A 14,879-nucleotide genomic window follows, 5' to 3' on the forward strand; every position below is an offset into this window, starting at 1 on the left:
TTTAATCACGAAGATGAGTTATTTATGAACTGGCAAGTAGACTGCACGCCTTGCCGCGTTATTAGCAGCATACAAGCACACTGGTCATCAATCCCTTGTCGATACTAAACGTTCGGTATGCGCCCTTCATTAAACCTGCTGATCTACCTGCTGGCCCTTGTCTTTCCCCTCGCCTGCATTGATCAGATTGACCTTACGACGCAGGGCACCAATGATATTCTGGTCGTTGACGGCCTGATTACTGATCAGGCAGAACCCCAGCTTATTAAACTGAATCGTTCAGAGGCCGATAGGCTCACGGGTCAGTTCAGCACCACCCCGCTCAGTAAAGCAACCGTAGAGGTTGTGGTTGATTCGGCTACGGTCGTCAGTTGCCATGAAACCATCGACGGTACGTATCAGCTCCCCAGCGATTTCAGAGGGAAGGTTGGACATACCTATCAGCTCCGTTTTACCCTCCCCGACGGCACCCGATACGTATCGACCCAGCAGGTAATGCAGCCTGTATCGCCAATAGCGAAGGTAACGGTCAAGTTTAATCCAAAGAGCCTGTCGGCGCAACAGCTTGATGGATATACAGCCGCGCACGACATCTTCGTTGATTCGCAGGACCCCGCCGACCAGCACAACTACTACCGCTGGGAGTGGAAACTTTGGGAACGACAGTTTTGGTGTAAAACCTGTTTGCAGGGCGTCTATTCCTACTATAAAGTGCTGCCAAATATGTACAGAGGCCGGGATTACTTTGTGACGGGCACCGAACGCCTGGATGACTGCTTCAGTCCTCCGGCGGGTAAAGCCGGTGAAGAAGCGCCGGAAGTTCCTAGGGAGTTTTTCCTGTATGATTACCAATGCCAGACGCCCTGCTGGCACATTTTCTACGGCTACGACATTACGGTGCTGGATGATAAGTACCTCAATGGCAGCCCGATTGTCCAGCAGCGGGTAGCGCAGGTTCCCTTTTACGACGCCCAACCAGCTCTGGTTGACATTCGCCAGCTCTCGCTAACGCCCGACGCGTATCGGTATTATAAACTTTTCCAGGATCAAACGCAGAAAACGGGCGGCTTAGCCGACACGCCAGCCAGCGTACTGATCGGCAACATACGGCAGGTTGATAATCCGGAGATCGGGGTAGTGGGCTATTTCTCCGCTTCGGCCAGTTCGTTGGTCCATTACTGGCTCGACCGAACCGATACCGGGGGCTTAGCGTTCGGCGCGACTGACCCATCGGGCCCTCATCTAAGCGAAGGCGATGATCTGTTCTACGTCTTGAACAGGCGTCGGCCTACCCCTGAGCCTCCTCCACCGTATCTGGGCGAGCGGGATAGACCCAAAGTCAGGTTGTGGCCATTTAACGACCGCCCCCCGCTGGTTCCTTGTCTACAAAGCGACAACCAGACTCCTTTCAAACCGGAAGGGTGGCGGGATTAAGCAGGTATTCCCCTCACCCCCAGCCCCTCTCCCGGTGAGAGAGAGGAGCTAAGAATGTCACGTTAGTTTTTCTGTCGGCTTTGCCATTGGGCGTTAACGGCCGCCCGCCGATCTAACCGGATCAGTTCGTCGAGGGAGGCTGGATCAAATGTATCGACCATGATGAAGCATTTGGCCGTAGCCGTATTGCCAACGCCCCATTCCTGATCAATGGAAAACACGTCACCTAGCGCGTGTTGGCTTACTTTATGGCTGATCAGCTGACTTAAGCGAGCAAAATCGGCCAGCGCACCACCCAGATAATTGCGTGTAATGACTGGTTGCGTCAGGGTGGTTAGCTTTAAATAACTGTAAGGCCCGTAATGCGCATCTTCGGTGAGCTGGTTTTTGGCCGGATTGTTAGCATAGTCCAGTAGTAGTTTAGCCAGTTGCTGAAGTCCTTGCCGACTACCGTAGAAGCGCCATTGATTAACGGCTAATCGTTCGTCAAAGTCGTAATAGAAGCCTAATTCGCGCCATTCCGCAATTAACATGTCATCCATTGCTTCGCCAAGTCTGTATACACTACGATCAACTAACTGACTTTACTCGCTAAAGTTGCACGATTCGGGGTTAATCCGTCCGGTGATCCATGCAACGTACTAATGTGTTTCGTGCCTGTAAACAGTAGCCTACAGGCCTAAACCGACTTATAGCTGGAAACAGAATCTGACAACATTACGGAGTATACTCTTATGAATCGTTCGTTGGCGAAAAAACGCTGGTACCGGCTACTGCCAGTCGTTTTCATTACGTATAGTTTAGCTTATCTGGACCGGGCAAATTTTGGCTTTGGAGCCGCTAGCGGCATGGCTAATGATCTGCACATTACTCCCGCCATGTCTTCCCTGTTGAGTTCGTTATTCTTCTTGGGATACTTCTTTTTTCAGGTGCCAGGCGCTATTTACGCGCAAAAGCAAAGCGCAAAACGGCTGATCTTCTGGTCATTGATTCTCTGGGGCGGACTTGCCACGGCAACGGGCCTTATCAGTAACGTAACGATTCTAATCGCTATTCGCTTCATGCTGGGCGTCGTTGAAAGTGCGGTTATGCCCGCTATGCTTTTGTTTCTGAGCCGGTGGTTTACCAAAACCGAACGGTCGCAGGCCAATACGTTCCTGATCCTGGGCAACCCAGCCACGATCTTATGGATGTCAGTACTTTCGGGGTATCTGATCCAGGCCGTAGGCTGGCGCTGGATGTTTATTCTGGAAGGCATCCCGGCCATCATCTGGGCTTATTTCTGGTGGAAACTGGTAGAAGATAAACCGCAGGATGCAGATTGGTTAACCGCTACTGAGAAGCAAGCCTTAGCCGACGAACTGGAGCGGGAACAGCAAGGGATTAAACCAGTCAAAAATTACAGCGAAGCCTTCCGATCCCGCGTTGTCATCCTCCTTTGCCTGCAATACGCGTTCTGGAGCATCGGCGTGTATGGCTTTGTGATGTGGCTTCCCTCCATTCTGAACGCAGCTCCGAACATGACCATCGTTAAAACAGGCTGGTTATCGGCGGTTCCGTATGTTCTGGCGATTATTGGTATGTTGAGTGCGTCCTATTATTCCGATAAGATTCAGCACCGCAAAGCGTTCGTCTGGCCGTTCCTGGTGATCGGTGCGGTGGCCTTCTACGGGTCTTACGCTTTAGGAACTGACTATTTCTGGTTGTCGTTCGGCCTGTTGATTATTGCGGGAGGAGCAATGTACGCGCCCTACGGACCGTTTTTTGCCATCATTCCCGAAGTACTTCCCAGCAACGTAGCGGGTGGAGCCATGGCGTTGATTAACAGCTTTGGCGCTTTAGGAGCGTTTCTGGGCTCCTATCTGGTCGGTTATTTAAACGGCACAACGGGTGGCTTCGGCGCTTCTTATCTATTCATGGCGGGTTCGTTGCTACTTTCGGCAGTTTTGACCCTAATTGCCCTCAAAAAGCCTGTTTCGGACTATACCCCCGCGGCAAAAAGTGTAACCGTTCCTTAAATAAGGCGAGTTATGGGCCGCCAGGGGTTATCTGATCAACAAGCAATGATTTGCTGCCACGGTGGAGCTATGCGGCAGCAAATCATTGCTTATGAGCGTTAAAACGCTACGGGTTTCAGGCGTAACCCACTATCCTCTGGCAAGCCAAACACCAGGTTCATATTTTGCACAGCGTGGCCCGATGCGCCTTTTGTCAGGTTATCGATCACGCTCGTGATCAGCAGTTGACCATCGTGCAGTTCCAGATGCAGCAAACATTTGTTTGTATTCACAACCTGCTTCACATCGATCGGCGCGTCGCTCAGGTGCGTGAAGGGATGACCTTCGTAGTACGCCCGGTAGAGCTCTTTGGCTTCTTCGCGCGTACCGTCGAAGGGAGTGTACACGTTTGCCATGATACCACGCGTGAAGTCGCCCCGGTAGGGAACGAAGTTAATGGCCTGATTGAAATCAGGGTCAAGCGTAGTTAAGCTCTGGCGGATTTCGGCAAGGTGCTGATGGGTAAACGCTTTGTAGATCGATACGTTGTTGTTTCGCCACGTAAAACCCGTTGTTGGCACAAGGGCCTGCCCCGCGCCGGTACTTCCTGTAATCGCACTGATTTGAATGGCATCGGTTAGTTTACCCGCTTTAGCCAACGGCAATAAAGCCAGCTGAATACTTGTCGCGAAACAACCTGGGTTCGCAATCCGGGTAGCTTCCTGAATACGCTCCCGCTGTAACTCAGGCAGACCATAGACGAAATCATCGTGCTCGTCGCGGAAGTCGGCGCTTAGATCAATGATCGTTACGTCGTCCGACACCTGATGTTCAGCCATAAACGTCGCTGAGGCACCGTGACCAGAACAGAGGAAAACTGCATCCAGCCCTTCTTTAGCCAGCAACGTAGCAGGTTCTTCGCCCGAAAAAGTCAGGTCGGTATCACCCAACAAATCGGTATGCGTAGCCCAGACGGGTTTCCCTGCCTGGCTATTGCTGTGCACAAACGCGATGTCGACAAAGGGGTGATTAATCAGGATGCGCAGCAGTTCGCCACCTGTGTAGCCCGCTCCGCCGATGATGCCAATGTTCAGTTTCATTCAGGAAAGTATTCGTTTATATAACGCAACGTGTTCGGTAATGAATTTGTCCCATGAGAACAAAGAAGCTCGCTCTACAGCCTTTACCGACAGGCTATTTCGCGTCGATGATGAGGTCACAACCGTCAGCATGGCCTGACAAAGCGCGTCGACATCCGTCGGTGACACCTTGATAGCCGCATCGCCAACGACCTCTTCAATCGCTGGAATAGTCGATGTAATAACCGGCATCCCGCATTGCAAAGCCTCTAAGGGCGGCAGACCGAAGCCCTCGTATAAGGATGGGTAAACGAAGCCCAGCGCCCCCGAATACAACGGAGCCAGTTCTTCGTTCGGCACGAAACCCGTCACGACCAGACGAGACCGTAACTCCTGATTTCGGGACAGCTCATCCATGATCTTGTCGAACTTCCAGCCTTTTGTACCCACTAGCACCAGCTTCACATCGGCCGGTATTTCTCCGCTTTGTACTAACTGAACAAAGCAGCGAATGAGGTGATCGGTATTTTTGCGCGGCTCGAACGTAGCCAGACTCAACAGATAAGGTGCATCGCCTAGACCATACTTCGCCCGGATCAACTGCTTTTGGGCTTCATCAGTAACCGGATGAAACAGCGCTGGAGATGCTGCCAAATGGATAGGTGTTACCCGACTTGGATCAGCCTTGGTGTAGTTACAGAAGTCCTGCTTGGTAGCTTCCGATGCCGTAATCACATGGGCGTCGGGTGGCAGTGTTTCTAGCACATCCCGTACCGTGCTATCCCCCGACGGAAACCATTCTGGATGAAAGATCGGAATCAGATCGTGAATCATCTGGACCGTCCGCACCGATTTATTCTTGCGTACGGCTTCGGGAATCGGATAAAACGGCGAGTGATAGATACTGTTGGCCGCCCACTGGGTCGGATCAAACTGTGCTTCGTCGGTATGTAGCAGTTTTTTAGTCCGGTAGAAGGCTTCTCGAATTACTTTCGAGGGTAAGCTGCCTACAGCAAACGGAGCCAGCAACGCATTTTCGATACGCCCCCACTGCTGCTCCATCGGGCGGTTAACGAACGCTGGGGCAGCATCGCTTAGGCGATGCTGCACATAGCGCATGTTCTCGGCCAGGTGCGTAGGAGCTGCTACCGACAAATTAACACCAGTACGCTGCTGCAAGCCCGTCAGCAATTGTTCTACCACGCGGCTAACCCCCGTTTGCGCCTGCCGGTGGTAGAACCCGATGCCTAACGGATTAACATCAAGAATTACGTTCACGAATCTTCTCGTAAATCATCACCTGATTCGACGCTACTTTCGAGAAGCCGCGTACATCGTCGCCAGTCCAGGCGTTGTTCATTTCGCCGTATGAACCAAACACCGACGCCATGAGGTCATGGTCAGATTCAATCCCCAACACCTGGAACCGATGCGGAGCTAGTAATACGTGCACTTTACCGGTAACGTGGCTTTGCGTATCGGCCAGGAAAATTTCGATATTGCGCATGACCGGGTCCATGAACTGGCCTTCGTGCAGCATGGTACCGTACCAGTTAGCCAGTTGCTCTTTCCAGTACAGCTGCCACTTGGTCAGGACGTGCTTTTCAAGCGTATGGTGCGCTTTGATCAGAATCAACGGCGCGGGTGCTTCGAAGCCTACGCGACCTTTGATACCGATAATCGTATCGCCCACGTGAATATCGCGACCAACACCGAAAGGTCCGGCGATTTCGGTTAGCTTGCGGATGGCATCAACCGGGTTCGCGAATGTCTCATCTCCGAACGTCGGCCCGGCGATAGCTTTAATTTCGCCGTGCTGGAACGTTAGCGTGATGGTTTCGGGCTCCGACTTCGTGACCTGCGTTGGCCAGGCTGATTCGGGTAGGAACTGGTCAGAGGTCAGCGTTTCTTTGCCACCAACCGACGTGCCCCACAGACCTTTGTTGATCGAGTAAGCCGCTTTGTGCCACTCCTGCTCAACCCCTTTCGACTTCAGGTATTCAATCTCGGCTTCCCGTGACAGGCGAAGATCACGGATGGGCGTAATGATTTCGGCCTCTGGCGCAATGATCCGGAACGCCATATCAAAACGAACCTGGTCATTACCAGCACCGGTGCTACCGTGTGCAATCGCCGACGCGCCAATTTCACGAGCATACTCAGCCGCAGCAATCGCCTGGAAAATCCGTTCGGCGCTCACGCAAAGTGGGTACGTATTGTTCTTCAATACGTTACCAAACACCAGAAATTTCAGGCATTGCTGATAATAATCGTCCGTTTTGGAGATCGTTGCGTGCGACTTCACGCCCAACGAATAGGCCCGTTCTTCGATTGCCTTCAGTTCGGCATCCGAGAAGCCACCTGTGTCGACCAGCACCGAGTGAACTTCCATTCCCCGGTCTTCCGACAAATATTTAACGCAGAAGGAGGTATCCAGACCTCCGCTAAAGGCAAGAACTACTTTTTGAGACATCAGACGTAGGACGCCGGACGAGACCGCCCGCCATCAGTATAGTTTTGGCGCTGCAAATATCGGATATTCCTGCTAAAACCGATTTGATACAGCCATAGTAAAATAGCCCGACGGTTTTTGTTTTTGCCGGAACCGACCTACTTTACAACCAAATAACCCATATCATGCGCGGTGGGGAGCCTTTACACGCAGTTTACAGCAAATCTTTCACCGAGCCAAAAATGCAGTGAACATTAAATAGGACATAACGGTGCATAGTCTTCCGCATAGCTACGCTATCGGTCCGACGAATCGGCATCTGCCCGAAGCGGGAACAGATATCAAAGTCACTCAGGAGCTGTTAAGTCACAACCATATCAAACTACGCTACGTTATACCCATGTTAGCAATTAAAGGCTTGAAAAGATCAAAAGTCCATTTGACGCACTAAACGTAAAACAAAAGTAACTCTTCTACAGGCTCTCTTTTAGAGAAAATAGCCTAAATATATTCAACCGTCAAAATCCTATACATTCTTTACATAGGACAAACAAATACAAGAAGTACAACAAAACTTTCGTATATTTAAGAGTTAGCTGTTATTCTTCCAGACCAGAACAAACTTTATGATAGATAAATTAAGACAGTTTCAAAGGCTCGTAGTGACAAAAAACGCCGGCCAAAATCTAATGGTTTGGTTGATACTTTCTACTATTAATATCATTATTTACTGGATAGAGCCATTATTCTCCCTTAACGAAAATCAAATTCTCTATTTATTTTCATCAGCTTCTCAGGTAATCGCTGCAATTTTTGGACTTATAATAACGGGATACGTTTTTTTACGAAATGAATTAGATAGGAAAGCAGACAAAGACGAAACACTTGAGGAAGTTATTTTATTATTGAAATCGGAATACTTTGGCTCAATAATAGGAATCAGCATCACAACAATAGTATCAATTGCCCTCTGTTTCCTTACTATCGCTGCAGAAACTCACGATTTTAGAACTTTACTTTCTTATTTGATAAATATTTCTGTCGCAACAATATTGACAACTCTTTTCATTATTGTGTCTTTCGTAATAAGAATATTAAACCCCAAAAGCATAGAAATAGCAAGTAATAAGCTTAGAGAGAACACGACCCAAGACAAAGCAAACGAAAGCGGTAGCCTTGAAGAGTTTCTTAAAAATTTCAACCAAATAGACTATATTCTTGAAAAGTATGGAACCACATTGTTGTATTCAGATATTACAGATTACGAAAGTGCAAAAAGAAAACGTGTTGCAAAGACAAAACTAGTTTATATATTGTTCAATGAACAAAAAATAGACAACGACCTAAAAAATAATTTAATCGAATTAATTTCACTTAGAAATAGCCTTGTGCATGGGACTGATTTATATGTTTCTGTAAGAGATGTTCAGTTATCTGAGGAACTTTTAACCAGATTGAAAAATAGTCTTGGGGTAGCATAATAGCACAACAGCTAACATTGCATTGGCAATATGGCGGGACAACGAATATATTCTCAGCTTTTTGTTCGCTAATCAGCTTCGGTTTCGGCAGACGAATAACGCCAAGCAGCAGAATAAACAATGAGCTTTTGTATCTTTAATCAGCAGCGGTGCCAGCAGACGGAACACAGAATACCGCCACATCGCCAATGCTTTAACGTTAGCCTCCATATATAATGACAGACAAAGATTTCATAAAAGCAATTGTTGACCTATACCGCAGTTCACGTCTGACAACCTTCAGTGTTGAAAATGTAACACGTTGCAAGAACCGACCTATTTCGGGTTTTGCAGAAGACACCTTGGCTTTTTACATCTCACATCACATTGACACTAAAAACGGCATCTTTATTGAGCCAGAAGTACAAGTATTACTTAACGGTAAAAAGAAGATGATTTGTCCAGATGTCCTCATTCTTCGTACTAATGGCTCTGTAAAACAAATGTGGGACATAAAGATGGACTTGGGACGGCGAAGAGATAGCTTCGTTCAATTTTGCAAAGACAAAAGCCAACTGGTAAATAACATTAAAGGCACTACGGCGACTTTTAGTGGTAGAGAAATTGTTTTTTCTGACGAACTCACTTTTAATATTGTTGTTATTATTAGTGACACAAATATTTCGAAACAAAAGGGACAAACCAATATTCAGCAAACAAGAAACATTGTGAATGTTGGTGTGTTCTTTTTGACATCCAAGCTGCATCCTAATAACAAAGACATTTCTGTTGAAGAACTTTTGAAAAGTATTGAGACAACCAGTGACTTTAAGGATTTTCAAATCACTGTTGCTAACGGCGGCTAACAGCGGTTTTCTGCTATGCCGGCAGACGTAACGCAGCATCTGCTTTTTGTCCGCTTATCAGCTTCAGCTGATCGAACGCAGCTGAACAACAGAATATATTTTGTATTTTGTTTTCATTCGGCTTTAGTGCATGGCAGACAAATATAAAATCCCGGCACAGCAGCAAGCCGGTTAACGTTAATGGTAATGCCAATCAGGTTAGTCAATGAGAATCTATCGAAAAGAAATAAACAGAATTAAGCGGACGCACTACTCAAACGTAGGGTAGCTTGAGACTGTAATCGGAATACGGCATTATATCAACAAACACTTCGACACGGAACTCAACTTAGACCTGCTCTCTCCTATTCGGTTTATCTTAAAATACCATTTTCTTCGATTAAACGATACTATAGATAAGGACCAAAGTTCTATGTACTCTGCAAATAGGATAAATATAAAATTACAAAAAAATTTTCGCATAGTAATGAGTTAACTCGTATGCAAAAACGCACAAAATGAATATTCAAAAAATCTATCAAGAAACAATCAAATTTGCAGGATTAAAACATGCCGAAGTAAATCAACTTATTCCGGGAACGAACCTCCCCTATGTAATTCATTTGAGTAACGTAGCAATGGAGGTTTTGATAGCCTATCAACATAGTGATGAAAAATTTGATTTAAGCTTTGCCATTCAATTAGCCTTATTACACGATTCGCTGGAAGACACACATACTACGTTTGAAGAGCTCGAACAACTATTCGGATTAAATGTGGCAAATGGAGTGAGTGCATTGACAAAAAATAAAATGCTACCTAAATCAGAAAAAATGCAGGATAGTTTAGATAGAATCAAACAATTCCCCAAAGAAGTATGGATAGTAAAGCTTGCGGATAGAATTACAAATCTTCAAACTCCTCCACAACATTGGGATACATCAAAAGTTGAAAATTACAAAAAGGAAGCAATTGCTATACATATCCAGTTGAAAGGCGCTAACTACTATTTAGAAAAACGCTTAGAAGATCAGATACAATCTTATGGTAAAAGCTAAAATTCAAAAATTACATTGCATAAAAGGGTTTCGCGCCAGGCGGGCTTATGTGCAAAGTTCACAGCACGTTTTCAGTTGAACCTTAACAACCGGTTTAAAAATAGAAATAAAGGCTTGCTTGTCTACTTTTGCGTGCAGCCGCTGAAATAGTCCAACCATCTTTTCAGCATACTCTTGGCCAAGCCTACTCTCAGTATCAAGGATTTCAATTAAATAGAGGGTTTTGTTTTCCTGATCAATCGGAAGATTATGAGACGGAAGCAGTGCGTTACGTTGCTGCAGAACGGTCAGGCGTTGGATAGAATTCGGGTAGCTTCTTCTTTATATCCATACATACTCCCTACGCACCTATCAAAACCTGACCCTATGCATAGGTCTTCTGACGGTATACCCTCATCAAAACGACACGGCCTACTAACCGGCATACTCTTGTGGTTCTGCGTATTGTCCGGGGTAAGCAGGGCGCTGGGGCAGACCGAAAGCGGTACCGATCCGGTAGTCATTACCTCCCTGAATCAGAAAACCGGGGTACGCGTTACTGAACATGGACAGCTACAGGTGAATGTCTCCCCAAAGGATGCCCAAACCTTTAAGAAACGTGGATGGGTCCGGTACAGTGACTTTGGTGCCTTGGGCGACGGCAAGACCGATGACATGAACGCCATCGCCGGAGCCCACGCCTTCGCCAATCAGCAGGGGCTACCGGTAAAAGCAGACCAGGACGTTACCTACTACATCGGTGGGAAGGAACGTACCGCCGTGATCCGGACCAATACCGATTTTGGAACGGCGGCCTTTATCATTGACGATACCGACGTATTAAACCGGAATGCCTCCGTTTTCCTGGTCAGTTCCAGTCTGCAACCGTTTGCGGTAACGGGTATAGCTTCGCTGAAACGGAATCAGAAGAAAATCGATGCGGCCTTACCCGGCCCCTGTCTGGTCACGGTCACCAATGCCAACGTGAAGCGCTACATCCGGTTTGGCCTCAACCAGAACAACGGAACCGCGCAGACGGATATCTTTATGGTGGATAAAACCGGCAAGGTGGATATGAACGCGCCGATCATCTGGGACTTCGACCAGATCACGTCGATCAGTGCGCTGCCCATTGACGAAAAGCCCCTGACGATCACCGGCGGACGATTTACCACGATCGCCAATCAGGCCGAATCCAAGTACACGTACTATAGCCGTAACATCGCCATTAAACGCTCCAATGTGGTTGTCGACGGGCTCGAACACCGCATAACGGGCGAAGGAGACCACGGGGCACCCTATGGCGGCTTCCTCTATATTGGGGACTGTTCCTACGTCACCATCAAAAACACCATCCTGACCGGCCACAAAACCTATAGTACCATTGGTGCGGCCGAGAAACCTGTCTCCATGGGCTCATACGACATCTCCGCCAACCGCGCCCTGAATGTTTCCTTCATCAACTGCAGCCAGACCAACGACATCAATGACCGTACGTATTGGGGAATCCTGGGGTCTAACTATTGTAAGAATATGCTGTATGATGGTTGTGTCTTTTCGCGGTTCGATGCCCACATGGGAGTAGCCAATGCCACCATCCGCAACTCGACGCTGGGCCACATGGGTATTAACGCCATCGGCAGCGGGACTTTAACGGTGGAGAACAGTACCATCCGCGGCAATAACCTGATCAATCTGCGTTCGGACTATGGCAGCACCTGGCAGGGTGAATTCGTGATCCGCAACTGTTTATTTGTGCCAGCGGGTGGCAGACCCACCACCGCTTCTCTGATTGGTGGGTCATATTCCGGTCAGCATGATTTTGGCTACGTTGCCTATATGCCAGAACGGATCATCATTGAGAACCTTCGGATCGATGATTCCAACCGTCCAGAGAATTATCAGGGGCCCGCTATTTTCGCGAATTTCAATCCCCAGATGACCGACGAGTCTTATCAGGAGAAGTTTCCTTATGTCATTACCAAAGAAGTGTTACTCCGGAATGTGACAACCACCAGCGGCAAGGCCCTGCGCATCAGCGATAATCCGTTTCTGTTTAAGAAAGTAACGGTGAAGGTCCAATAATGTGATGCATACGCAGCCGACGGACTGCCGCCCATTCACCAGGAAACAATTTTACACCCTTATTGAGCTATATTTTCGCTAAACTCAGCAGGAACGGCCTGAACACCGGCAATAAGCCCGTAGCCTATGGCTAGGTCTACATAAACTACACACTTTTAAAACTTAACCCTTACCAGGAATCTTCTATGAACAGAAAAAGCAATTGTTGGCTGCCGGTTTTAATGGCGGTCATTTTATCAGGAGTACAGCTAGGTGGCCTTACCGCTTTTGCACAGGGACCGGGTCCGGGACAACGAATACCCCTCCCTCCCATACCCTTAAAAGGCGATACAACCCATACGCTATCCAAACATTTCACGCCAGCCGCTGCCGCCAAAAAATCACCGGACGCAAAGGGGTTTATTCAACGCTGGCTGGTCCTGGAACCGGTGAAGAAAGATATTGTCAGAAATAATATATTCACGGACAACTACCTCCGGACAACGTTTTCAACCGATAATTTCTCCCCTGATTACACGACAGTTCCCAAAAATGGTGAAACGGTAAACGTAGGCAATCAGGAGCTGAAGTGGTATGCACTCGACAGCAAGGCGTTCAACTTTAATCTGTATCATTTCACCTACGCCCTGAACAAACCAAAATACGGAATACTTGTCTGGCTGGTCACGGTCATCGACTCCCCCGAAGAAATCAAAAACGTCAGAATGGCCGCTGGCTGTAATTCAGGCAGCATGTGGTGGCTAAACGGTCAGGAAGCCCTACTGCTTTCCGGTGACAGGGATATGATTGCCGATAATGGTACCTCGGCGCGTTTAACGCTCAAAAAAGGAAGAAATATCATCCGTGGGGCCGTCATAAACGGGCCGGGTATGGCTAATTTCTGCGTTCGTTTTTTAGATGAAAAAGGGTCGCCCGTAAAAAACCTCAGTATTAGTCACGAATAAGTGAATAAGCGAATTGGCGAATGAGTGATTAAGTGAATAAATCAGACTGACTCTGCTAATCACTCAATTCTATTTAAGCTAGTTAAACCACCACAGTACATGAAACTAATGAAAGCCTACGGCCTAACAACCTTAATTGCCTTACTAATAACCCAAACCGTACTAGCACAGGTCGGCAGACCCTTTATCCATGATCCCTCAACCGTCACTGAATGCGACGGCAAGTATTACACATTCGGCACAGGTGGTGGGGGATTGATTTCCGACGATGGCTGGACATGGTATGGTGGTGGGGTAAGACCGGGTGGCGGAGCAGCTCCTGACGTATTGAAAATAGGCGATCGTTACCTTGTTGTATACGGAGCAACCGGTGGATCGCCCAACCACAAAGGCGCTATTCTGACCATGTGGAACAAGACACTGGACCCAAAGTCGCCGGATTTTAAGTATTCTGAACCGATTGTCGTAGCTACGTCGGATGGTTACGAAGAAAACGACGCCATTGACCCCGGTCTTATGCTAGATCCTACCACCGGACGCCTTTGGCTCACCTACGGCACCTATTTCGGCTTCACGCGCCTGGTGGAATTAGATCCTAAAACCGGAAAGCTCAAGGCAGGCAATAAACCCGTCGACGTAGCCATTGTATGCGAAGCCAGTACGTTAGTGTATCGGGACGGCTGGTACTACCTGCTTACCACGCATGGCAGTTGCTGCGATGGTGCCAACTCTACCTACAACGTTGTGGTGGGTCGTTCAAAAAAAATAACCGGCCCTTACCTCGATAATGTCGGAAGAAGCATGTTGGAAGGTGGCGGTAAACTAGTGGTCGCTACCCGTGGCGGATTAATTGGCCCAGGGCATTTTGGACACCTCATTCTGGAGAACGGCGTTGAAAAAATGTCTATTCATTATGAAGCCGATCTAGAGCAGAGTGGTCGTAGCGTATTAGGCATCCTTCCGGTGGTGTGGAAAGATGGATGGCCTGTTGCCGGAGAAAAGTTTAAAGAAGGTACGTATGAAATTGAATCTGTACGCAGAGGATACGGATTAGAGCTGGCCGTTGATTTTACCAGAATGCCCGTTGTACGAGGGTTCGGTCAACCCAACAATGACCCCATAAAGCCCGTTCCAGCTCAGCAATTAGCCGACGTAATGAAAAGCTGGCCAACAGGCCCTATTAATTTAAGAATAGGCGACTATATGTCCCGTCCCCATCAACAATGGACGATTACCGATGCGCCTGACAGCACCGGGTATTTAGGCGGCCCCTATTATAAAATTGTCCTGGCAGGAACCGATCGGGCATTAGCAGCAACGGCCGATGCCGAAGTTATAACCGTACCGGCCTTTACCGGTGCTCCCGAACAGTTGTGGCGAATCGACCAACTGACGGATGGCACCTACCGAATCATGCCGAAGATCGTACCGAATTCAGGAAAGAAGTTAGCGCTGGTATCCTCCGGAGATAGCACGCCAACCCTGGCAGAATTTGATTTTAGCAACGACAATTCTAAATGGAATTTTAGGCCCCAGTAAACCATCC

12 protein-coding genes are annotated in these 14,879 nt (G+C 48.0%); 8 read left to right on the top strand and 4 right to left on the bottom strand.

The genetic code is table 11. From position 1 onward, the window contains the following. The first annotated feature begins 117 nt into the window (after positions 1-117). A complete protein-coding gene (locus tag ACYVIY_RS11135) occupies positions 118-1,434 on the top strand; it encodes a DUF4249 domain-containing protein (protein WP_460976419.1) in 1,317 nt (438 codons plus the stop codon). A 62-nt stretch (positions 1,435-1,496) separates the two neighbouring features. Here the strand turns inward: ACYVIY_RS11135 and ACYVIY_RS11140 are convergent, their stop codons facing one another. Further along, the gene (locus ACYVIY_RS11140; RefSeq protein WP_460976420.1) at positions 1,497-1,976 is read right to left on the bottom strand and encodes a hypothetical protein; all 480 of its coding nucleotides are present in this window, start codon (positions 1,974-1,976) and stop codon (positions 1,497-1,499) included. 192 nt (positions 1,977-2,168) lie between these two features. On the opposite strand from ACYVIY_RS11140, the gene ACYVIY_RS11145 reads away from it, so the two are divergent. Next, positions 2,169-3,452: an MFS transporter gene (locus ACYVIY_RS11145; RefSeq protein WP_460976421.1), complete on the top strand. Its 1,284-nt coding sequence runs from the start codon at positions 2,169-2,171 to the stop codon at positions 3,450-3,452. A gap of 98 nt (positions 3,453-3,550) precedes the next feature. On the opposite strand, the gene argC is transcribed toward ACYVIY_RS11145, so the two are convergent. Genes argC through ACYVIY_RS11160 form a run of 3 tightly spaced genes read right to left on the bottom strand, consistent with a single transcriptional unit; the run spans position 3,551 to position 6,983 of the window. Further along, positions 3,551-4,531: an N-acetyl-gamma-glutamyl-phosphate reductase gene (gene argC, locus ACYVIY_RS11150; protein WP_460976422.1), complete on the bottom strand. Its 981-nt coding sequence runs from the start codon at positions 4,529-4,531 to the stop codon at positions 3,551-3,553. Next, complete coding sequence (locus ACYVIY_RS11155) at positions 4,532-5,788, bottom strand: glycosyltransferase family 4 protein (protein WP_460976423.1); 1,257 nt, start codon at positions 5,786-5,788, stop codon at positions 4,532-4,534. After that, entirely contained in the window at positions 5,772-6,983 is a 1,212-nt protein-coding gene (locus tag ACYVIY_RS11160; RefSeq protein ID WP_460976424.1) for an argininosuccinate synthase, read from the bottom strand. Before ACYVIY_RS11160 ends, ACYVIY_RS11155 begins: the two co-directional genes overlap by 17 nt. 605 nt (positions 6,984-7,588) lie before the next feature. Between ACYVIY_RS11160 and ACYVIY_RS11165 the strand changes: the two genes are divergently transcribed. The 6 genes from ACYVIY_RS11165 to ACYVIY_RS11190 all read left to right on the top strand — a co-directional run bounded on the left by ACYVIY_RS11165 (position 7,589) and on the right by ACYVIY_RS11190 (position 14,872). Next, a complete protein-coding gene (locus ACYVIY_RS11165) occupies positions 7,589-8,443 on the top strand; it encodes a hypothetical protein (protein WP_460976425.1) in 855 nt (284 codons plus the stop codon). A gap of 215 nt (positions 8,444-8,658) precedes the next feature. Continuing rightward, a complete protein-coding gene (locus ACYVIY_RS11170) occupies positions 8,659-9,288 on the top strand; it encodes a hypothetical protein (RefSeq protein ID WP_460976426.1) in 630 nt (209 codons plus the stop codon). Between the two features lie 497 nt (positions 9,289-9,785). After that, entirely contained in the window at positions 9,786-10,325 is a 540-nt protein-coding gene (locus tag ACYVIY_RS11175; protein WP_460976427.1) for an HD domain-containing protein, read from the top strand. Positions 10,326-10,691: 366 nt separating this feature from the next. Beyond that, a complete protein-coding gene (locus tag ACYVIY_RS11180; RefSeq protein WP_460976428.1) occupies positions 10,692-12,389 on the top strand; it encodes a right-handed parallel beta-helix repeat-containing protein in 1,698 nt (565 codons plus the stop codon). Between the two features lie 185 nt (positions 12,390-12,574). Continuing rightward, a complete protein-coding gene (locus tag ACYVIY_RS11185) occupies positions 12,575-13,333 on the top strand; it encodes an acetylxylan esterase (RefSeq protein WP_460976429.1) in 759 nt (252 codons plus the stop codon). A gap of 99 nt (positions 13,334-13,432) precedes the next feature. Further along, positions 13,433-14,872, top strand: a complete 1,440-nt coding sequence (locus ACYVIY_RS11190; protein ID WP_460976430.1) for a family 43 glycosylhydrolase — start codon at positions 13,433-13,435, stop codon at positions 14,870-14,872. Positions 14,873-14,879 lie beyond the last annotated feature (7 nt).

The sequence above is a fragment of the Spirosoma knui genome, from assembly GCF_054780635.1.

Coding starts and splice junctions, on each gene's coding strand:
- ACYVIY_RS11135 (WP_460976419.1), top strand. CDS start 118: ATGCGCCCTTCATTAAACCTGCTGATCTACCTGCTGGCCCTTGTCTTT.
- ACYVIY_RS11175 (WP_460976427.1), top strand. CDS start 9,786: ATGAATATTCAAAAAATCTATCAAGAAACAATCAAATTTGCAGGATTA.
- ACYVIY_RS11190 (WP_460976430.1), top strand. CDS start 13,433: ATGAAACTAATGAAAGCCTACGGCCTAACAACCTTAATTGCCTTACTA.
- ACYVIY_RS11140 (WP_460976420.1), bottom strand. CDS start 1,976: ATGGATGACATGTTAATTGCGGAATGGCGCGAATTAGGCTTCTATTAC.
- ACYVIY_RS11185 (WP_460976429.1), top strand. CDS start 12,575: ATGAACAGAAAAAGCAATTGTTGGCTGCCGGTTTTAATGGCGGTCATT.
- ACYVIY_RS11170 (WP_460976426.1), top strand. CDS start 8,659: ATGACAGACAAAGATTTCATAAAAGCAATTGTTGACCTATACCGCAGT.
- ACYVIY_RS11180 (WP_460976428.1), top strand. CDS start 10,692: ATGCATAGGTCTTCTGACGGTATACCCTCATCAAAACGACACGGCCTA.
- ACYVIY_RS11160 (WP_460976424.1), bottom strand. CDS start 6,983: ATGTCTCAAAAAGTAGTTCTTGCCTTTAGCGGAGGTCTGGATACCTCC.
- argC (WP_460976422.1), bottom strand. CDS start 4,531: ATGAAACTGAACATTGGCATCATCGGCGGAGCGGGCTACACAGGTGGC.
- ACYVIY_RS11165 (WP_460976425.1), top strand. CDS start 7,589: ATGATAGATAAATTAAGACAGTTTCAAAGGCTCGTAGTGACAAAAAAC.
- ACYVIY_RS11145 (WP_460976421.1), top strand. CDS start 2,169: ATGAATCGTTCGTTGGCGAAAAAACGCTGGTACCGGCTACTGCCAGTC.